We start from the raw sequence: 18,543 nt of genomic DNA, 5'->3' as shown, positions 1-18,543 counted from the left end.
GCACCCAGCCGCACCACCCGGCAGCACCACCCACCGACAACGAAGGAGACAGCCCATGGCAGCAGCGGCGCAGGCAGCGACCGGATCGGTCATGACCGCCCGCATCGACACCGCGGCACTCATCGACAACGCCCGCACCGTCGCCGCGCGCGTCGCTCCCGCCCAGCTCATGGCCGTCGTCAAGGCCGACGCCTACGGCCACTCCACCGACATCGTCGCCCCTGCGCTGTATGCCGCCGGACTGCGGGACTTCGCCGTGGCGACCGTGCCCGAGGCGGTGGCCCTGTCCCAGCTGCTCGGCCCGGATTCCGGGGCTCGGATCCTGTGCTGGCTCTTCGACCCGGCTGCCGACCTCACTGTTTGCACACGCGCCGGGATCGAACTGGGCATCTCCACCCCCGAAGCCTTCGAGGCCGCCATCGCCGCAGGCCGGGCGACCGGGCGCACTCAGGACGTGCACCTCAAACTCGACACGGGGCTGGGCCGCAACGGCCTCTCCCTGCCGCAGCTCGACACTGTCCTCGAACGACTGCGCACGCTCGCCACCGCCGGAACTGCCCGAACCGCCGGGACGGCCGCCACCGGAACTGCCGGAACCACCAGAACCTCCGCCTCGGCGCCGGTGCGGGTGACCGGCATCATGACCCATTTCGCCAACGCCGACATCCCCGGCGACCCGGCGACCGTCGACCAGCTGCACCGCTTCGACACCCTTTACGGCCGCCTGCAGGCCGAACTGCCGCACGCCCTGCGCGCAGACGACCTCATGGTGACCCTCGCCAACTCGCCGGCCGCGCTTACGCTCGACCCGGTGCCCGGCAGCCACGTGCGCGCCGGCATCAGCCTCTACGGCATCAGCCCATTCGAAGACAAGACCGCCGCGCAGCTCGGCCTCACCCCGGTCATGACGCTCACCTCCCGGGTCCTCAACGTCAAGGACGTCCCTGCAGGTCACGGCGCCTCCTACGGCCTGACCTACCGGTGTGAGCGCGACACCCGATTCGCACTCGTCGCCGGCGGTTACGGCGACGGCCTGCCGCGCATCGCCGGCAACCGCGGCGAGGTCGCCATCGGCGGGCGCCGCTACCCGATCGTCGGGCGCATCGCGATGGACCAGATGATCCTCGACATCGGCCCGGCCGGCGACGGCGGCCAGGTGGCGATCGGCGACGAGGTGATCATCATCGGTGACGGCACCACCGGCCCGAGCGCTGAAGAGTGGGCGGACTGGTGCGAGACGATCAACTACGAGATCGTCACCTGCATCAGCGCCCGCGTCGACCGCATCGCCGTGGGCGCGGATGCCGCCAGCGCGCCCGGTGACCGCGCCCGAGGCGGTGGCCGGTGACCGACTCCACCCACCTTGCCATCGGCGACCGCGAGGACATGGAGCGCTTCGCCTCGCTGCTCGCCGCCCAGCTGCAGGCCGGTGACGTGCTCATCCTCACCGGCAACCTCGGTGCCGGGAAGACGACGCTCACCCAGTTCCTCGCCACCGCCCTCGGGGTGACCGGCCGGGTGTCCTCACCGACCTTCGTCATCGCCCGCGCGCACGCGAACCCGCACGAGGACCGGCCGCCGCTCGTGCACGTCGACGCCTATCGCCTCGGCGACGCCGCCGAATTCTCCGACCTCGACCTCGAATACGGTCACGACGAAGCCGTCACCGTCATCGAATGGGGCCGCGGCCTGGCCGAAGAACTCTCGGCCGATCGCCTCGAGATCGTCATCACCCGGGCAGGCGAGGACCCCGAGGCGGCACCGGACGCCGACCCAGCCACGAGCGCAGACGACCCCGGCAGCGACCCGGCTGCCGGCCCCGACACCGGGTCCCTCGACGTCTCCGATCTCCTCGGCGACACCCCCGGCCCCGTCGACCTCACCGAGGCTGAGGAGGACGAGACCCGCACGATCCGGCTCATCCCGACCGGGCCGAGCTGGAAGACGCGCATCAGCGCCATCGCCGCCGCCTTCGCAGAGCAGGAGCCCGCATGATCATCCTTGCGATCGACACCTCGGCCACCGCCACTGCGGCGCTGACCGACGGCGAGACCGTCCTCGCCGAGTGGAGTGCGGCCGCCGGCGGCAAGCATGCCGAGCTCACCGGCCCGGCCATCCGCTCACTCACCGCCGGCCAGCCGGCCCCTGAACTCGTCGTCACCGGAGTCGGGCCGGGCCCGTTCACCGGCCTGCGCGCCGGCATCGCCACCGCCATCGGCTACAGCCTCGGCGCGGCCATCCCCGCCGCCGGCGTGCCCAGCCACCTCGCACTCGCCGTGCGCGCCTACCGCAGCCTCGACCAGTCCGCCCCGCTGCTCGCGGCCACCGATGCGCGGCGCAAAGAGGTCTACTGGACCCGCTTCAGCGGTCTCGATGAGCACGGTGTGCCCGTCGCTGCGGCCGGACCCGAGGTCTCGGCCCCGTCCGACCTCGCCGCCCACCTGACCGAGTTGGCAGGGCAGCAGGCGCCAGCGGGCATCGGCGGCGGGTTCGAGCTCTACCCTGAGCTGCTCGCCGTGCCCGAGGTGGCCGACCCGATCCTCGACACGGCACCTCCTGCCGCGGCCGGCCTGGCAATCGCCGCCCACCGGATCCTGGCATCCGGCAGCGAGCTGTGGCCGACGACCCCGCTGTACCTGCGCGCCCCCGACGCCGCCGCAACCGTCCGCCGCGAGACGAGCCTGCGATGAGCGACGACCCCGCTGCAGAAGCCGACCCCGCTGCAGGAACCGACACTGTTGCAGGAACCGGCCCCGCCGCAGAAGCCGCGGCACAAACCGAGGCTACAGGTGCTGGCGACGCCGTGATCCGGCGGATGCGCTGGTTCGACATCGCACCCATCGCCGCCCTCGACGCCGAGATCTTCGGCGCCGACGCCTGGTCAGAGGCCTACTTCTGGTCCGAGCTGGCAGCCCCGGGCCGGCACTTCATCGTCCTCGACGCCGCAGCTGTCGGCAACGCCGCGAGCCCGGAACTCCTCGGCTTCGCCGGCCTGAGCGTTTCCGGCCCGCAGGCCGACATCCTCACGATCGCCTCCCACCCGGACGCCCGCCGGCAGGGGATCGGCCGCCGGCTGCTCGACGCCCTGCTCGACCACGCCCGCGCCAACGGCGTCGAAGCCGTCCACCTCGACGTCCGCGCCGACAACACCGCCGCCCAGGCGATGTACGCCGCCGATGGATTCGTAGAACTCGACCGCCGCCCCGGCTACTACCGCGACGCCGACGCCGTGCTCATGCGCGCACTCCTGTGACACTCCTCGACTGACCGAACTGCGCGGCCCGGAATTGGTAGCCTGAAGCCATGACATCCTCGCCTGTCCTGCGCTTCTCACTCGTGCCCTGGGAAGACGGCGTCGACCTCGACATCCGCACGAGACTGCCGGTGACCGCCGCCAAGGTGTGGGCACAGATCGCAGACCCCGCCGCCTGCGGTGCGTGGTTCGCCCCATACACGCGGGCAGGCGACGCACTGACCTTCGACGCCGGCGACGGCGAGACCTTCACCGCCGAGATCATCCACTGCGCAGAAGAATCCGATCTCATGCTCGACTTCGCCGACTTCGGGCTCACCGGTCTCAGCCTCCGTTCCACCGACGGCAACGAGAACGCCACCGAGATCATCGTCACCCGCCCGCATCCCGACCACACCGCCGTCGCCGACTCGATCGACAGCCAGGTCGAAGGACTGTGGCCGAGCCACCTCGAACTGCTCGCCGAGCAGCTGGGCCATCCGATGGCCAGCCAGGGCGACCCCGCCTTCCTCGACGAGACCTTCACCGCCCTCACGAACGAAGCGCGCGTGAATGCCACTAAGGAGAGTCGATGAGCTCTAGCGACGGCCCTCTCGTCCTCGGCATCGAATCCTCCTGTGACGAGACCGGTGTCGGGATCGTGCGCGGACGCACCCTGCTGACGAACACCGTCGCCTCCTCGATGGACGAACATGTGCGCTTCGGCGGGGTCGTGCCCGAAGTCGCCTCCCGCGCCCACGTCCACGCCATCGGCCCGACCATCGACGAAGCGCTCACCGACGCAGGCGTCACCCTCGATGACATCGATGCGATCGCCGTGACCGCAGGCCCCGGGCTCTCCGGAGCGCTCATGGTCGGCGTCGCCGCCGCCAAGGGCCTTGCCGCAGCCACCGGGCTGCCGCTGTACGGCATCAACCATCTCGCCGCCCACATCGCCGTCGACCTCGTCGCCGACGATCTGCAGAACCCAGCCACCGCCTCGGGCCCGGTGACCCCGTCGATCGCGCTGCTCGTCTCCGGCGGGCACACCGAGATCCTGCGCATCGGCGACCTTGTCGACGACATCGAACTGCTCGGCGCCACCATCGACGACGCCGCCGGTGAGGCCTTCGACAAAACCGCTCGGCTGCTGGGCCTGAGCTATCCGGGCGGGCCGAACATCTCGAAAGCCGCCGCCGGCATCCTTGACGGCACCGGCCAGCCGGGCGACCCGGCCAGCGTGAAATTCCCGCGCGGACTCTCCACCGCTAGGGACCTCCGCGACCCTCAGCGCCGCTACTCGTTCTCCTTCTCCGGGCTCAAAACCGCAGCCCTGCGCTTCGTCACCGCCTACGAGGCCGCACGCGCCGCCGGCAACCCGGAGACCAGCCGGCAGTTGACCGACCTGCGCTTAGCCGACGTCACCGCATCCTTCGAGACGGCCGTTGTCGACGTGCTCGTGACCAAGACGCTGCTCGCGTGTGAGGATCACGGCATCGACCACGTCATGCTCGGCGGGGGAGTGGCGGCCAACCGGCGGCTGCGCGAGACCCTGGCCGAACGCTGCAGCGAGGCCGGCGTCACCCTGCGGATCCCGCCGCTGAAGCTGTGCACCGACAACGGTGCGATGGTCGCCGCCCTCGGCGCCGAACTCGTCACCCGCGGACTGCCGCCCTCACCAGAGGACTTCGCGGTGTTCTCATCTCTGGAGGTGCACGATGTCTACATCCGGCCCTGACCGCAGCGGACCTGTGGAATCCGACAGGGGCCCGACTCCAGCCGAGGCGCGCCGGTCCATGCCGCCGATCGACGAGCTGCGTGCCCGCCGCCGGTCCGGTGACGGCTGGATCGAAACCCCGCAGGGACGTTTCTGGGGCAGATTCGGTGCCGCAGGACTGCTCATCCACGACCGCGAACGCGGTGTGCTGCTGCAGCACCGAGTGCCCTGGTCAGCCCACGGCGACACGTGGGGGATCCCCGGCGGGGCGATCGACGCCGATGAGACCCCGACTGCCGGGGCGATCCGCGAATGCCATGAAGAAGCCGGTGTGCCGGCTCTCGACGGCTCAGGCATCAAGATCCTCGACACGCACGTCGTCGACAAAGACGGCTGGTCGTACACCACCGTCATCGCCGAAGCCACCGAACACCTCGAGGCGTTCATCGCCGATATCGAAAGCCTCGACCTGCGCTGGGTGCCCCTTGACGAGGTCGCCGACTATCCGCTGCACCCCGGTTTCGCGGCCGCCTGGCCGCAGCTGCGCGCAGTGCTCGACGACTGAAACACGGCACCCGGCGACCGGAAACCTGCCGGCGGGCGGCAACCTGCCGGCGACCGGAACCCTGCCGGCGAGCGCCTCGGGAATGGCGACCCGGCCCCGCGGTCAGAGCCTGCCGTGCACCCCGGCGTCGAATTCCTCAGCCAGCTGGCGGGCCACAGCGGTCAGCTTGCCGGTGCGGTAGAACTCCGCGCGCTGGCGCTGGTAGCTCGCCCCGGTCTCAGCGAACCGCAGCATGTCGGCCAGCTCGTCGACACAGCCGAGCCTCTCAGCCACCGGCTGCAGGCGCGCGACCTCATCGGCGATGACATCGGTGACGGGCCGCTCATCGGCGGCGGCGTTTTCGATGATGATCGCCTCCATCGCATAGCGCGCCGCCCGCCACTTGTTCTCCACATGGAACCAATCCGGCATCGTCGGCAGCGTCTCACCGGCATCGAGACGGGCAGAGAAGTCATCGACGAGGCACTGGACGAACGCGGTGACAGCGGCGACTTCGCGCAGGCTCGGCATCGCATCGCAGACCCGCACCTCGATCGTGCCCCACTTGGGCGCTGGGCGGATGTCCCAGCGGATCTCGTTGATCTCATCGATGACACCGGTGGTGAACATGTCGCGCGTATACGCCTCGTAATCAGCCCAGGCATCGAACTGATACGGCAGCCCGGCCGTCGGCAGCTGCTGGAACATCATCGCCCGGTTCGAGGCGTAGCTCGTGTCCTGCCGGGACCAGAACGGCGAAGACGCACTCACCGCCTGCAGATGCGGCACGTAGGCCAGCAGTGCATTCAGGATCGGCAGCACCTTGTCCCGGTCATCGATCCCGACATGCGTATGCAGCCCGAAGATGAGCATGTGCCGGCCCCACCACTGGGTGCGGTTGATGAGCTCGGCGTAGCGTTCGGCCTCGGTGACCTGCTGATCCTTCCAGCGGGCGAATGGGTGGGTGCCGGCTGAGAGCATCCGGATGCCCAGCGGCTCGGTGATCTCGTGCAGCTGGCCGATCGTTTCGGCCAGCTCCGCACTGGCCTGAGCGACGGTGCAGTGCACGCCGGTGACCGCCTCGACGGTGTTCGTCAGCATCTCCCCGACGATCCGCCCACGCAGCGCGGCGCGCTCCTCGACGGCAGCGAGCACCTCGCCGGCACGCGGCACGAGGTCGAGCGAGGCCGTATCGACAAGCCCGAGTTCCCATTCGACGCCGAGGGTCGACCGTGGAGAGCGCGCGAAATCAACCATGCGCAAATCCTACAGAACCCTTGTCATTTCCTGCCCATCCGCTCCTGAGGCGGTCGCCGCCTCGGGCCCGTTACGATGGCCTCATGGCTCGCACCTCTTCGATCGTCCTCGCCGGACTGCTCGCCGGCGCCCTCACACTCACCGGCTGCAGCCGTGGCGAAACTGACGGACCCCAGGAGCAGAGCAGCCCTGTGGCTGCTGAGACCCCGGCGGCGAATTCGCCGACGACGAGTGCCCAGCCCGACGCCCGGCCTGCCGACTTCACCGACGAGGCGAAGGGCATCGTCGCCGAGATGGACGACACGGCGCTGGCCGGGGCGGTCATCATGGGCTCCTATGACGGCACCGATGCCGCAGCCGGGGCCAAGCTGATCCGCGATGACAAGCTCGCCGGCGTCATCGTCATGCCCTACAACCTCCCGCAGGACGTCGACCGGCAGACGCTCAGGAAGATGACCGACCAGTTCCGCACAGCTTCCGGTGAGCGCGGCTGGCAGACGATGATCGGCGTCGACCAAGAGGGCGGTCCGGTCACCCGTGCTGGCAGCGCGGCCGTCGAACTGCCGCCGCTCATGGCCCACGGTGCGGCCGACGATCCGGCGCTGACCAGCCAGATCACGGCTCTGCAGGGTCGTGATCTCATCGAACTCGGTTTCACCACCGACTTCGCCCCCGTCGCCGACGTCACCGTCGGCAAGGGCGATCCGGCCATCAGCGTCCGGTCCGCAGGTGACGACCCGCAGCGCGTCTCATCCGTCGTCGAGGCGGCTGTCACCGGTTATGACGAGGCCGGCATCATCTCCTCGCTTAAGCACTTCCCCGGCCACGGGGCGCTGACCGAGGACTCCCACGAGACGCTCCCGGTGTCACAGAAGTCCCTCGACGAGCTCGCCGACCGCGATTTCGCGCCCTTCGCCGATGCTGCCGAGGCCGGTGTCGCGACTTCGATGATGGTCGGCCACATTGCCCTGCCTGGTGATGAGACGCTGCCGGCCTCGCTCAATCCGAAGGCCTACCAGGCGCTGCGCGAGGACGTCGGCTTCGAGGGGCTCATCGTCACCGACGCCCTGAATATGGGCGCGGTCACGGCCGGCAGCCCCGGCCAGGAGACCGTCAAGGCGCTCGCCGCCGGCGCTGACCTGGCGCTCCTGCCCTCGGACAGCGCGGCCGCGGCCGAGGCGGTGCGCACCGCCCTGGGCGACGGAACCTTGAAGCGTGCGGACCTGGAGGAATCGGCCACCCGGGTGGTGGCCGCCCAGCTGTGGCAGACCGCAACAGCTGGCGATGCCGGTGACGATGCCGGAAGGTCAGAGGACGACCAGCGCCAGCAACTCGCCGAAACCGCGCTGACGGTCATGAACGGTGAATGCCGGTTCGCCGAACCCGTCGACGAGGTCTCGGTCACCGGCTCCGACCTGGGCGTCAAAGCCTTCACCGAGGCAGCGAAAGAAGCCGGACTCAACGTCACCGACGGCGCAGAGACGACGGTCGCGCTCGTGCCCGGTCCGCTGCTGGGCTCCGAGACCGTCAAGCAGGCCAAGGCTCGCAACTCGAAGAAGGCCGATGTCGCCGTCGCCCTGTCCGGGCCGTGGGAGCTCGACGGCTACGAATCCGGTACCCAGCTGGCGATCTACGACGACTGGCAGCCGGGCATGACCGCTGTGGCCCGCTATCTGACAGGTGACCTTGAGGCCACTGGCTCCCTGCCGGTGAAGGTCGAGGGAGTGAATCCGCCGGACTGCAGTTGAGCCGAAAGCCGCCCACACGACCGGCCGGCGGCAGCGCTGACCAGCGCGAATCATTGAGAGCCACGGAGCGGGGGAGTACAGTGAGGAGAACCCCAGGATCTGCCTGACCCGGGCAGATCAGCCCCGAATCCGCGAACGGACGTGACGGCATCATGGCAGCCCCGCACCACTCGGCCGAGCGGCAGCAGACCGCGAAAGAGAAGGGCCGCCTCGCCCGGTTCTTCACCCAGAGGCCGCGTCACAAGTCCGACTTCATCCTCATCTGGGCGACCCTGACCGCAGTCTCCTTTGCGATCACCGGCATCTATGCATGGATGGCACCGGACACGATGGCCTATCTGCAGGATTACGGCTTCCTCGCCGTCCTCGGCTCTGTCGTCCTCGCCGGAGTCCTCTACGCCTTCTACCGCGATGCGCAGAAGGAGAGCGCTGTGCGCCGTCAGCGCCAGACCCCCACCCCGGCCGACAGCCCACGGTGAGCCGACCGGATCCTCAGGCCGTCCAGCAGGCGTCATCGTCACGGCGACCCTCACCGCTGGGCGGCCGTAAACCGACGAAGGACGACCTGCCGGCCTTCGCCACCGACAACCCGGACTCGATCGACGATGTCCTGCCCGGGCCCGGCGTCCCGCCGCTGCGGCTGCTGATCATCGGCATCAACCCCGGCCTGTGGACCGCTGCGGTCAACGCCCCCTTCGCCCGGCCCGGCAATCGGTTCTGGCCCTCCCTGCACCGCGCAGCGCTGACCGATCACCTCATCGACGCCTCACGCGGACTCGACCTCGCTGATGAACGCCACCTCATCGAGCGCGGCATCGGGATCACGAACATCGTCGGCCGAGCCACCGCCCGCGCCGATGAGCTGAACCGAGACGAGCTTCGAACCGGTGCCACCACACTCGTCACCCGCATCCAGACGCTACGCCCGCAGGCCGCAGCGATCGCCGGGATCACCGCCTTCCGCACCGCGTTCCGGCAGCCCAAAGCCGTGCTCGGGAAACAGGACACAACACTCATCGACGGGTGGCCGAAAGACACCCAGCTGTGGGTGGTTCCGCAGCCCAGCGGCCTCAACGCGCACGAGAACATCGACACGCTTGCCGCCAAATGGCGCGACGTGTGGCAGTCAACGCCTCCAGCGGGCTGAACGAGCGTCGGCCCGAACGAGTGCGGCGCTCAGCTGTCGACGGGCTCCTCGAATCCGGTGGCAGCCGGCCTCTCGGCATCCGATGACCAGCCCGACCAGCTCGGTGCGTAGAGCACCGAGTCAATGCCGAGTGTCGCCAGCGCCAGTGCGTTATGGCACGCCGTCACACCCGAACCGCAGTACACGCCCACCGGCGCTTGACCGCCCTCGCCGGCGCCGCTGCCGGCCTCGACATCGATGCCGAGGGCGGCGAAACGCTGCTTGAGCCCGTCTTCTTCTAAGAACATGCCATCGGAGAGGTTGCCTGGCGCAGGTGCTGACAGGGCGCCGGGAATGTGCCCGGCACGCGAGTCCAATGGCTCGGACTCACCGGCATAGCGCTCCGGGGCACGAGCGTCGATGACCGTGCCCGAAGCGGCGAGCTCGGCGATCCCATCGGCATCGGTGACCGGCAGCTGACCGGGCCGAATCTCGAAGGCCGAGGCCGGCACCTCGGCAGCGGCGTGCTCAGCAGACCCGGCCTCGACCTCGCGCTCGGCTTGCGTCCACGCGGCGTAGCCGCCGTCGAGCAGGCGCACATTGCCGACACCTGCCCAGCGCAGCAGCCACCAGGCGCGGGCGGCACCCAGGCCAGGGCCGGCGTCGTAGACGACAACCGGGGTGGCGGCCTCGATTCCCCACGAACGGACGGTCTGCTCGAACCGGCTCGGGCTCGGCAGCGGATGGCGGCCTTCGCGGGCGTCATCGCTGGACCCGGCCAGATCGTCATCAAGGGAGACGTAGAGTGCACCGGGGATGTGGCCGGCGGCGAACGCACCGGAGCCATCGGGCTGCTGCAGGCTCCATCGGACATCGAGCAGCACCGGCGGCGAGGCGGACATGCGCTCAGCAGCAAGTTGGTCGACGGTGATGAGGTGGTCGGCGCGGGACATCGGATTCCTCTCGCTGGGGGACAGTTCTGGTCAGGGACATGCGATCAGGGGAGGGGAGCACAGGACGCAGGCGGGCTCGGCTCTGGCAGGCAGGTCACGGCTCAGCCGCGGAACCCAGCTCGACGTGATCGGCCAGCAGCACCGCATGCTGCTCACCGATCCGGGTGAAGAACAGAGTGGCGGACCGGCCGCCCTTGGGCAGCTTGAGCTGGCGGCGCACCTGGTCGGGTGCGATATCAGCCCCGCGCTTCTTGATGACGACCCGGCTGATGCCGCGTTCGATGAGCGCCCGGCGCAGCGGCTTGATGCCAGCCGGCAGCACATCGGCGATCCGCCATGCCCGCACCGCCCGGGCGGCAGCTCCAGCCGGCAGGGCGTCCCCTGTCAGATACGCGATCGGAGCGGAGATCCGCCGCACATTCAGAGGCGCGCAGAGCGCTCGCACTAGGCCGGCGCGCACGATCGCGCCATCGGGCTCGAAGAGGTACGCGCCGAGCTCGCCGATGCCGGTCTCATCGTCTGCCGGCACCTCGGATTCGTGGACGGCCAGCGTCCCGCCGTCGCGCATGATCAGCGCGCTGCGGCCCGGCCGCTGGCACACCGCACCGTGATACAGCGCCACCTCGACCACATCACCGTCATGCGAAACCCACTGCGCCTCCCAGCCGTGAGGAACCAGGCCGTGATCCAACGCCGGCCCGAGCTTGATCCCGGCGCCTGCCACCTCAGCGGCGGCCTTGAACGCCCACGACAACGACGGCGAGAACGCCTCGGGATCGCTCAGGCGAGAGGCGCCGCTGGCCCTGCCCGAGGCGGTGTCCCGCCGGGCAGGGTCGAGCCAGAGCGCATCGGCACGGGAGAGATCGTACTCCTCAGCGCGGGCGTGGGAGACGGTGACGGTGTCGAGGTGCCGCAGATTGAACGCCGCGATCGCCGCCGTCACCTCATCGGCATCGACAGCCTCAACGCTGGCGCCGAGACCAGCGAAGGCCAGCGCATCGGCTCCGATCCCGCAGCCCAGATCGGCGATGACCTGCGCACCTGCGGCGGTCATCCGGGCGGCATGATGGGCAGCGACCGGCAGACGGGTCGCCTGCTCCAGGCCAGGGCGGGTGAAGAGCATATCGGCCGCGAACGGCCCGAACTTCGCCTCGGCCTCCTGTCGCAGCTCGGCTTGGGCGAGCACCGCAGTCGCGGCCTCGGGACCCAACCCCTGCCGGCGCAGCCGCTCAGCGAGGGCGAGCTCACCGGCACGTGAGTACTCCAGCTCATCGAGCAGGCGGTACACCTCGGGTTCGAACACGGCGGCCAGCATCTGCGGATCCATAGCTGCCACCCTATCGGGTGGCTGCCGCCGTTGTGGTGGACAGCGCCACTGAGTCGTTTAGGGTAAGAACCGTGACGAACCTCCTCAGTGCCCGCGACATCCGGGCACTCGCCGCCGAGATCGGCCTGCGCCCCACCAAGCAGCGCGGGCAGAACTTCGTCATCGACCCCAATACGGTGCGGATGATCGTCTCTGCTGCCGAACTGGACGAGAGCTGCCGGGTCGTCGAGATCGGTCCCGGACTCGGCTCGCTGACGCTCGCGCTGCTCGAAGCCGGCCACGCTGTCACCGCCGTCGAAGTCGACCCGGCACTTGCCGCCCGGTTGCCGGCCACAATCGAGACCCACCACGGTGCCGATGCCGACTTCGCGCTCGTCACCGCTGACGCCCTGCACGTCACCGAGCTTCCCGATGCCGCCGGCAGCGCGGCACCCGGCCCGCAGGCGCTCGTGGCGAACCTGCCCTACAACGTCGCCGTGCCGGTTCTGCTGCACTTCCTCGCCACCTTCCCCACCATCGACACGGTCCTCGTCATGGTCCAGGCCGAAGTCGCCGACCGGCTCGCCGCCGGCCCTGGCTCGCGCACCTACGGGGTGCCCAGTGCCAAGGCTCAGTGGTACGGCACCGTCACTCGGGCCGGCACGATCGGCAAGAACGTCTTCTGGCCAGCCCCCAACATCGACTCCGGGCTCGTGCGCATCACCCGGCACGCGCACCCCTACACCGCTGAGAAGCAGACGGTGTTCTCCTGCATCGACGCCGCCTTCGCTCAGCGCCGCAAGACCCTGCGCTCCGCCCTGTCCGGCTGGGCCGGCTCGCCCGCCCGCGCCGAGGAGATCCTCACCGCAGCCGGCATTGACCCGCGGGCACGTGGGGAGACGCTGACGATCACCGACTTCATCGCCATCGCCGAGGCGGCGGAGACGACCAGCGCCCTAGCGCCCACCGCCTCGGGCACGGCGCCCACCGCTGCGGGAACGGGCGAGGGGGACCGGGTATGAACGCAAAAGTCTCCCAGCTCGGCGCCCGTTCGGTCACCGCGCGCGCCTACGGCAAGATCAATGTCTTCCTCTCCGTCGGCCCGCAGCGCGCCGACGGCTACCATGACCTCGTCAGCGTCTTCCAGTCACTCGACCTGGCCGAGACGATCACGCTGTCCCCGGCGGCCGAGACCGCGGTGACGCTCACCGGCCCCAGAGCGGACACCACCGTCCCACTCGACAGCCGCAACCTCGCCGTCCAGGCCGTCGCGGCACTGTCCGAGGCGGCCGAGACGCACATCCCGGTCGCCATCCTGATCGACAAACAGGTTCCGGTCGCCGGCGGCATGGGCGGCGGGTCAGCCGACGCGGCCGCAGCGCTGGTCGCCTACGCGGAGCTCATCGGCTGCGATGACGCAGAGCTGCTCGCCAGGATCGCCGCCGAACTCGGCGCCGACGTGCCGTTTGCGCTCACCGGCGGCACCGCGATCGGCACCGGCCGCGGCGACGAACTCGTTCCCGTCGCCGGGTCCGGCACGTTCCACTGGGTGCTCGCCACCTCGGTGGAATCCCTGTCCACACCCGAGGTGTACCGGACCCTCGATGAGCTGCGCTGCGAGACCTCGGCGGCGACCGATGACACCCTGCATGATCCCGATGACGTCGTCACGGCACTGACTGCAGGTGACCCGCATGCTCTGGCCGGAGTGCTGCACAACGACATGACCGACGCGGCGATCGAGCTGCTGCCCGGCATCGCCGATGTCATGGAATCCGGGCGGCAGGCAGGAGCCCTCGCCGCACTCGTCTCCGGCTCGGGGCCGACGGTCGGGTTCCTCGTCGCCGATCCGACGCATGCCCTTGACCTCACCGTGCTGCTCGAAGCCACCCGCGGAGTCCGTGACGTGGTGCGCACCACCGCGCCGGCCGGCGGCGCACACCTGGTGATTGGCTGAGCACCTGCGTCTGAGCGCTCGCCCGCCTCGTGACCGGCATCACCGCTGTACGCCTGCAGCTGAGAATCGACTGTTCGGTTGATACCGGATTCGACCTCCTGCACGATCCCAAGCGTCGGTCATCCTGGTGGAATGGAATCGAACACTCCCGTACCCGCACCAGGATCACCAGAGAAGGGATGCCCATGACCGCACTGTTCAGAGCCGCAACCGCCTACCTCATCCTTGGCCTCGCCTCCGGCCTGTATTACCGCGAATTCACCAAGGCCAACGACTTCGCCGCAGGGGAGTTCACCCAGCTCTCGGCCACCCACACCCACCTGCTGGCGCTGGGCTTCATGATGTTCCTCATCTTCCTCGCCCTCGAGAAGGTCTTCGCGATCTCCCACAGCCGCAAGCTGTTCACCTGGTTCTTCTGGCTCTACAACGCCGGCGTGCTGACCACCGTGGCGATGATGGTCTGGCACGGCAGCCTCACCGTCCTCGGCAGGGAATCCAACGCCATGATCTCCGGCATCGCTGGGCTCGGCCACATCCTCATCACCGCCGGCCTCATCATCTTCATCATCGCCCTGCGCCGGGCCATCACCACCCCGCTCGACGCCGCGCGCGCTGAGTCCCGGACGGCGGTGAGCGCCTGATGACCGCTCCCGAGGCGGAGGGCACCGATGTGCGTCCGGAGCGTCGCGACTGGCTCGCCCTGGCCGTCCTGTCGGTCGGGCTCGGGCTCATCGTCCTCGACGGCACGATCGTCGGGGTGGCACTGCCGGCGATCATCACCGACCTCCGCCTCGACCTGACCCAGGCACAGTGGGTCAACAGCCTCTACGCGGTGCTGCTGGCCGCCCTGCTGCTCTCCACCGGCAAACTCGCCGACAGCTGGGGCCGCAAACGCACGTTCATCGCCGGCCTGGCTGTCTTTATCGCCGGCAGCATCCTCGCCGGGCTCTCGACAGCGGCCGGACCGCTCATCGCCTCGCGTGCTGTGCAGGCCGTGGGCGCGGCGCTCATCATGCCCTCGACGCTCTCAAGCGTCAACGCCGTCTTCCGCGGCCGCTACCGTGCCGCAGCCTTCGGTGTCTGGGGTGCGGTCATCTCCGGTGCCGCAGCTGTCGGCCCGCTGGCCGGCGGTGCGCTGACCCAATGGGTCTCCTGGCACTGGATCTTCCTCGTCAACGTCCCACTCGGCCTGCTCGTGGCGATCGCCGCAGTCTTCACCGTGCGCGAGACCCGCAGTGACAAGCGCCTGCCCGGTGCTGACGTCGACGGTGCGCTGCTGAGCATCCTTGCTTTCGGCACCCTCGTCTTCGCCGTCATCGAAGGCCCCGACCTCGGCTGGTGGACACCCACGGCCGACCTCGTCATCTTCGGCTGGACCTGGCCAGCCAGCGCCCCGATCTCGGCCGTGCCGGTCGCGCTGGCGGTCTCCGTGCTCGCCTTCATCGTCTTCATCCGCTGGGAGAGGCGCCGCGAGCGCCGGCACCGGTCAGCCATCCTCGACCTCGGGCTGTTCTCCTACTCGACCTTCTCGTGGGGCAACGTCACCGCCGCGATGGTCGCGATCGGCGAATTCGCCATCATCTTCGTCCTGCCGCTCTACCTCATCAACGCGCTGGGGCTCGGTGTCATGAGCGCCGGCCTGGTGCTTGCCGCAATGGCACTCGGCGCGTTCCTCTCGGGGGCTGCTGCGCGGCACGTCGCCGTCCGGTTCGGAGCTCCGGGCACCGTGCTCGTCGGCCTCGGACTCGAAGTCATCGGCGTGCTCGTTCTCACGTTCGTCATCGGCGGCCAGACACCGGCCTGGATCATTGCGGCCCCGCTCGTCGTCTATGGACTCGGACTCGGCCTGGCATCAGCGCAGCTGACCGGCACCGTGCTCAGCGAGATCCCAATCGGCAGCTCCGGGCAGGCCTCGGCCACCCAGAGCACCGTCCGCCAGGTCGGCTCGGCACTCGGCACCGCGTTCGCCGGTGCTGCCCTGTCCCTGTCGCTGGCCCTCACCCTGCCGAGCGCCCTCGGCTCTGCCGGCATGACCGGACAGGCCGGTGACGCGCTTGCCGAGGCGACACGCCAGTCAGCCGGCGGCACCATCGTCCAGCTGCGGGCCGAAGGATCTGGCAGTCAGTTCGGGGAGCACACTTTCGCCGTCGTCGACGCGCTCTCGGCCGGTTTTGCCGACGCCACCCGGTGGACGCTGCTGACGGCGACAGTGTTCCTCATCCTCGGTTTCATCGGCGCCGTGAACGTCCGTCAGGCTGCGGCGGCACATGCAGATGGGCAGTCGGCGCGCGCCTCCTGACTGCGACGAGGTCACCGGGCGGCACGGCGGCTGCCGCATCGACCGTGTCCTGACAGCAGGAGCTCAGCGTTCAGTCAGCCCAGTTCCTCCGAAAGCTCCAGCCACCGGTCTTCGAGTTCGGACGATTCCGTTTCCAGCTCCCGCAGCTCATTCGTATAGGACTGCAGCCCCTCGAAGTCCGTCTGGTCGTGATCAGCCATGCGCTCATGCACCCGGCTGATCTGCTGACTGAGCTTGTCCAAGCGCCGCTCGAGCGAGGCCAGCTCCTTCTCCGCTGCCCGCCGCTCGGCACCGGTGAGTCCCGTCGGCTCCTCGGCGCTATCAGTCCTGATCCCGTCGCCACCGCCGCCGGCACCTGCGCCAGCACCGCCTCGGGAGCGGGAAGCCTCGGCCGGACCGGCCTGGCGCTGCAGCTTGAGGTACTCATCGACTCCGCCGGGGACGTGGCGGAGCTTGCCGTCGATGATCGCGTACTGCTGGTCGGTCACGCGCTCGAGCAGGTAGCGGTCGTGGGAGACGACGAGCAGGGTGCCCGGCCACGAGTCGAGCAGGTCCTCCATCGCGGCGAGCATGTCGACGTCGAGGTCGTTGGTCGGCTCGTCGAGGATCATGACGTTCGGCTCGTCGAGGAGCACGAGCAGCAGCTGCAGGCGGCGGCGCTGCCCGCCTGAGAGATCCCCGACCCGGGCGGACAGGTGAGCATTCGAGAACCCGAGGCGTTCGAGCAGCTGGGCGGGCGTGAGCTCCTTGCCGTCGACGACGACCGAGCTCTTCTGCCGGCCGAGCACCTCGCGCACCCGTTCGCCTTCGATCTCGGCCAGCTGCGAGAACTGCTGATCGAGCACAGCGAGCTTGACGGTCTTGCCGCGTTTGATGCGCCCGGCGCTCGGTTCGACGGTGCCGGCGATGAGCCCGAGCAGCGTCGACTTGCCCGCACCGTTGGCCCCGAGGATCCCGGAGCGCTCACCGGGGCCGATCCGCCACGTGACATCGTCCAGGATCTCGCGCTCGCCGAAGGACACCGAGGCGTCCTCGACATCGATGACGTCCTTGCCCAGCCGGGCGGTCGCCAGGCGGGTGAGTTCGATCGGATTGCGCACTGGCGGCACATCGGCGATGAGCGCATTGGCCGCATCGATGCGGAACTTCGGCTTCGACGTCCGTGCCGGTGCCCCGCGGCGCAGCCAGGCGAGCTCCTTGCGCATGAGATTCTGCCGCTTCGCCTCGGCTACGGCAGCCTGCCGGTCGCGTTCGACACACTGGAGGACATAGGCGGCGTACCCGCCTTCGAAGGGTTCGACGATGCCGTCGTGGACCTCCCACGTCGTCGTGCACACCTCGTCGAGGAACCACCGGTCGTGGGTGATGACGAGCAGCGCCCCGGACCCAGCCGGCCAGCGCCGCTTGAGGTGCTCGGCCAGCCACGCGATGCCTTCGACATCGAGGTGGTTGGTCGGCTCGTCGAGGGCGAGGATGTCCCAGTCGCCCACCAGCAGCTTCGCCAGTGCGACCCGGCGGCGCTGCCCGCCGGAGAGCGCGCCGATCTGAGCGGTGAAGTCGATGTCGCCGGTCAGGCCGGCAAGCACATCGCGGATCTTGGGATCCGACGCCCATTCGTGTTCGGGGGCATCGCCGACGATGGATTCCTGCACCGTTGCCGAGGTGTCGAGATCGTCGGTCTGGTCGAGGACTCCCAACCGGGTGCCGCCGCGGCGGGTCACCCGCCCGGCATCCGGGGTGATGGTGCCGGCGAGCATGCCCATGAGGCTGGACTTGCCGTCGCCGTTGCGGCCGACGATGCCGATCCGGTCACCGGCGTCGATGCCGAGGGTGACAGAGTCGAAGACCGTGCGGGTCGGGTATTCGAGTGCGATCGCTTCCGCGCCGAGTAGATGTGCCACGGCCCCATGGTACGCGCGGCCCGTCAGGCTGAAGTCTTATGCCCCATTTCCGTTGCCGTTGCTGTTGAGGGCGGCCGCGCAGCGGGCATTGCCGGCGTCGAGGGCATCGACGACCTCGATGCAGGCGGTGAGCACCGCCCTGGGCCGGGTGGCGAGCACCTCGGCGTAGGACCGGGTGAGCAGCCGGTGATGCCGCTGCAGCAGAGCCGTGGCCGCCTCGGTTGGCAGCAGTGCCGTGCGCCGCCGGTCGGAGGCCTGCCGCTGCCGGTCGACGAAACCAGCCGCAGCCAGGCGCTCGGTGATCGACGTCAGCGTCGAGGCGGAGATGTCGAGCTGGCGGCAGATATCCTGGGGCCGGGCCGGGCGCGCTTCAGCTGCGGACATCGAGATGAGCTGGAGGACGTGGAAGTCCGTCACGCTCAACCGCTCGCTGCGCAGGAACCGGGCGGTCGCCGAGCGCAGGCTGATGAGCTGACGCTGGTTGGCCCGCACGATCGACTCGA

19 protein-coding genes are annotated in these 18,543 nt (G+C 69.4%); 14 read left to right on the top strand and 5 right to left on the bottom strand.

Translation table 11 applies throughout. The features are described from left to right. Positions 1-55 precede the first annotated feature (55 nt). Genes alr through M3C25_RS06660 form a run of 7 tightly spaced genes read left to right on the top strand, consistent with a single transcriptional unit; the run spans position 56 to position 5,514 of the window. On the top strand, positions 56-1,348 hold the full coding sequence (alr, locus tag M3C25_RS06690; protein WP_259855424.1) for an alanine racemase: 1,293 nt from the start codon (positions 56-58) through the stop codon (positions 1,346-1,348). After that, the gene (tsaE, locus tag M3C25_RS06685) at positions 1,345-1,995 is read left to right on the top strand and encodes a tRNA (adenosine(37)-N6)-threonylcarbamoyltransferase complex ATPase subunit type 1 TsaE (RefSeq protein WP_311200510.1); all 651 of its coding nucleotides are present in this window, start codon (positions 1,345-1,347) and stop codon (positions 1,993-1,995) included. Before alr ends, tsaE begins: the two co-directional genes overlap by 4 nt. Then, the gene (gene tsaB / locus M3C25_RS06680) at positions 1,992-2,690 is read left to right on the top strand and encodes a tRNA (adenosine(37)-N6)-threonylcarbamoyltransferase complex dimerization subunit type 1 TsaB (protein WP_259855423.1); all 699 of its coding nucleotides are present in this window, start codon (positions 1,992-1,994) and stop codon (positions 2,688-2,690) included. Before tsaE ends, tsaB begins: the two co-directional genes overlap by 4 nt. Further along, positions 2,687-3,253: a ribosomal protein S18-alanine N-acetyltransferase gene (gene rimI / locus M3C25_RS06675; RefSeq protein WP_259845034.1), complete on the top strand. Its 567-nt coding sequence runs from the start codon at positions 2,687-2,689 to the stop codon at positions 3,251-3,253. The genes tsaB and rimI overlap by 4 nt, the downstream gene beginning before the upstream one ends. 50 nt (positions 3,254-3,303) lie before the next feature. Then, the gene (locus tag M3C25_RS06670) at positions 3,304-3,828 is read left to right on the top strand and encodes an SRPBCC family protein (protein ID WP_259834202.1); all 525 of its coding nucleotides are present in this window, start codon (positions 3,304-3,306) and stop codon (positions 3,826-3,828) included. Continuing rightward, positions 3,825-4,970, top strand: a complete 1,146-nt coding sequence (gene tsaD, locus M3C25_RS06665) for a tRNA (adenosine(37)-N6)-threonylcarbamoyltransferase complex transferase subunit TsaD (RefSeq protein WP_259855422.1) — start codon at positions 3,825-3,827, stop codon at positions 4,968-4,970. Before M3C25_RS06670 ends, tsaD begins: the two co-directional genes overlap by 4 nt. Positions 4,971-5,028: 58 nt before the next feature. Continuing rightward, a complete protein-coding gene (locus M3C25_RS06660; RefSeq protein WP_259855435.1) occupies positions 5,029-5,514 on the top strand; it encodes an NUDIX hydrolase in 486 nt (161 codons plus the stop codon). Positions 5,515-5,616: 102 nt separating this feature from the next. Here the strand turns inward: M3C25_RS06660 and M3C25_RS06655 are convergent, their stop codons facing one another. Further along, on the bottom strand, positions 5,617-6,750 hold the full coding sequence (locus M3C25_RS06655) for a glutamate--cysteine ligase (RefSeq protein ID WP_259845031.1): 1,134 nt from the start codon (positions 6,748-6,750) through the stop codon (positions 5,617-5,619). An 83-nt stretch (positions 6,751-6,833) separates the two neighbouring features. Between M3C25_RS06655 and M3C25_RS06650 the strand changes: the two genes are divergently transcribed. The 3 genes from M3C25_RS06650 to M3C25_RS06640 all read left to right on the top strand — a co-directional run bounded on the left by M3C25_RS06650 (position 6,834) and on the right by M3C25_RS06640 (position 9,645). Continuing rightward, positions 6,834-8,498: a glycoside hydrolase family 3 N-terminal domain-containing protein gene (locus M3C25_RS06650; RefSeq protein WP_259855421.1), complete on the top strand. Its 1,665-nt coding sequence runs from the start codon at positions 6,834-6,836 to the stop codon at positions 8,496-8,498. A gap of 152 nt (positions 8,499-8,650) precedes the next feature. Then, positions 8,651-8,977 carry a hypothetical protein gene (locus tag M3C25_RS06645; protein ID WP_259845029.1) on the top strand — a complete coding sequence of 109 codons (327 nt, stop codon included), beginning with the start codon at positions 8,651-8,653 and terminating at the stop codon, positions 8,975-8,977. Then, on the top strand, positions 8,974-9,645 hold the full coding sequence (locus M3C25_RS06640; RefSeq protein WP_259855420.1) for a mismatch-specific DNA-glycosylase: 672 nt from the start codon (positions 8,974-8,976) through the stop codon (positions 9,643-9,645). Before M3C25_RS06645 ends, M3C25_RS06640 begins: the two co-directional genes overlap by 4 nt. A 29-nt stretch (positions 9,646-9,674) precedes the next feature. On the opposite strand, the gene M3C25_RS06635 is transcribed toward M3C25_RS06640, so the two are convergent. Both M3C25_RS06635 and M3C25_RS06630 read right to left on the bottom strand, forming a co-directional pair. Then, entirely contained in the window at positions 9,675-10,577 is a 903-nt protein-coding gene (locus M3C25_RS06635) for a sulfurtransferase (protein WP_102163006.1), read from the bottom strand. Positions 10,578-10,671: 94 nt separating this feature from the next. After that, the gene (locus M3C25_RS06630) at positions 10,672-11,904 is read right to left on the bottom strand and encodes a class I SAM-dependent methyltransferase (RefSeq protein WP_259855419.1); all 1,233 of its coding nucleotides are present in this window, start codon (positions 11,902-11,904) and stop codon (positions 10,672-10,674) included. 71 nt (positions 11,905-11,975) lie between these two features. On the opposite strand from M3C25_RS06630, the gene rsmA reads away from it, so the two are divergent. The 4 genes from rsmA to M3C25_RS06610 all read left to right on the top strand — a co-directional run bounded on the left by rsmA (position 11,976) and on the right by M3C25_RS06610 (position 16,139). Continuing rightward, on the top strand, positions 11,976-12,905 hold the full coding sequence (gene rsmA, locus M3C25_RS06625) for a 16S rRNA (adenine(1518)-N(6)/adenine(1519)-N(6))-dimethyltransferase RsmA (RefSeq protein ID WP_257995224.1): 930 nt from the start codon (positions 11,976-11,978) through the stop codon (positions 12,903-12,905). Then, positions 12,902-13,840, top strand: coding sequence for a 4-(cytidine 5'-diphospho)-2-C-methyl-D-erythritol kinase (locus M3C25_RS06620; RefSeq protein WP_259855418.1), 939 nt, complete (start codon positions 12,902-12,904; stop codon positions 13,838-13,840). The genes rsmA and M3C25_RS06620 overlap by 4 nt, the downstream gene beginning before the upstream one ends. A 185-nt stretch (positions 13,841-14,025) precedes the next feature. Then, entirely contained in the window at positions 14,026-14,481 is a 456-nt protein-coding gene (locus tag M3C25_RS06615; RefSeq protein ID WP_259855417.1) for a DUF2871 domain-containing protein, read from the top strand. Beyond that, positions 14,481-16,139 (top strand): MFS transporter, encoded by a 1,659-nt coding sequence (locus M3C25_RS06610; RefSeq protein ID WP_259855416.1) that lies wholly within the window; start codon positions 14,481-14,483, stop codon positions 16,137-16,139. The genes M3C25_RS06615 and M3C25_RS06610 overlap by 1 nt, the downstream gene beginning before the upstream one ends. 74 nt (positions 16,140-16,213) lie before the next feature. Here the strand turns inward: M3C25_RS06610 and M3C25_RS06605 are convergent, their stop codons facing one another. After that, positions 16,214-18,040, bottom strand: coding sequence for an ABC-F family ATP-binding cassette domain-containing protein (locus M3C25_RS06605; RefSeq protein ID WP_259855415.1), 1,827 nt, complete (start codon positions 18,038-18,040; stop codon positions 16,214-16,216). Positions 18,041-18,076: 36 nt separating this feature from the next. Next, positions 18,077-18,543, bottom strand: a 467-nt coding sequence (locus M3C25_RS06600; protein ID WP_259855414.1) for a MarR family transcriptional regulator, incomplete at its 5' end; no start/stop codon positions are given.

The sequence above is a fragment of the Brevibacterium luteolum genome (assembly GCF_025147615.1).
GTDB lineage: Bacteria > Actinomycetota > Actinomycetes > Actinomycetales > Brevibacteriaceae > Brevibacterium > Brevibacterium luteolum.
Note: the sequence above shows the minus strand (reverse complement) of the source record. Positions and strands in the feature narration are given on the sequence as shown.

Coding starts and splice junctions, on each gene's coding strand:
- alr (WP_259855424.1), top strand. CDS start 56: ATGGCAGCAGCGGCGCAGGCAGCGACCGGATCGGTCATGACCGCCCGC.
- tsaB (WP_259855423.1), top strand. CDS start 1,992: ATGATCATCCTTGCGATCGACACCTCGGCCACCGCCACTGCGGCGCTG.
- rimI (WP_259845034.1), top strand. CDS start 2,687: ATGAGCGACGACCCCGCTGCAGAAGCCGACCCCGCTGCAGGAACCGAC.
- M3C25_RS06670 (WP_259834202.1), top strand. CDS start 3,304: ATGACATCCTCGCCTGTCCTGCGCTTCTCACTCGTGCCCTGGGAAGAC.
- tsaD (WP_259855422.1), top strand. CDS start 3,825: ATGAGCTCTAGCGACGGCCCTCTCGTCCTCGGCATCGAATCCTCCTGT.
- M3C25_RS06660 (WP_259855435.1), top strand. CDS start 5,029: ATGCCGCCGATCGACGAGCTGCGTGCCCGCCGCCGGTCCGGTGACGGC.
- M3C25_RS06655 (WP_259845031.1), bottom strand. CDS start 6,750: ATGGTTGATTTCGCGCGCTCTCCACGGTCGACCCTCGGCGTCGAATGG.
- M3C25_RS06650 (WP_259855421.1), top strand. CDS start 6,834: ATGGCTCGCACCTCTTCGATCGTCCTCGCCGGACTGCTCGCCGGCGCC.
- M3C25_RS06645 (WP_259845029.1), top strand. CDS start 8,651: ATGGCAGCCCCGCACCACTCGGCCGAGCGGCAGCAGACCGCGAAAGAG.
- M3C25_RS06635 (WP_102163006.1), bottom strand. CDS start 10,577: ATGTCCCGCGCCGACCACCTCATCACCGTCGACCAACTTGCTGCTGAG.
- M3C25_RS06630 (WP_259855419.1), bottom strand. CDS start 11,904: ATGGATCCGCAGATGCTGGCCGCCGTGTTCGAACCCGAGGTGTACCGC.
- M3C25_RS06620 (WP_259855418.1), top strand. CDS start 12,902: ATGAACGCAAAAGTCTCCCAGCTCGGCGCCCGTTCGGTCACCGCGCGC.
- M3C25_RS06615 (WP_259855417.1), top strand. CDS start 14,026: ATGACCGCACTGTTCAGAGCCGCAACCGCCTACCTCATCCTTGGCCTC.
- M3C25_RS06610 (WP_259855416.1), top strand. CDS start 14,481: ATGACCGCTCCCGAGGCGGAGGGCACCGATGTGCGTCCGGAGCGTCGC.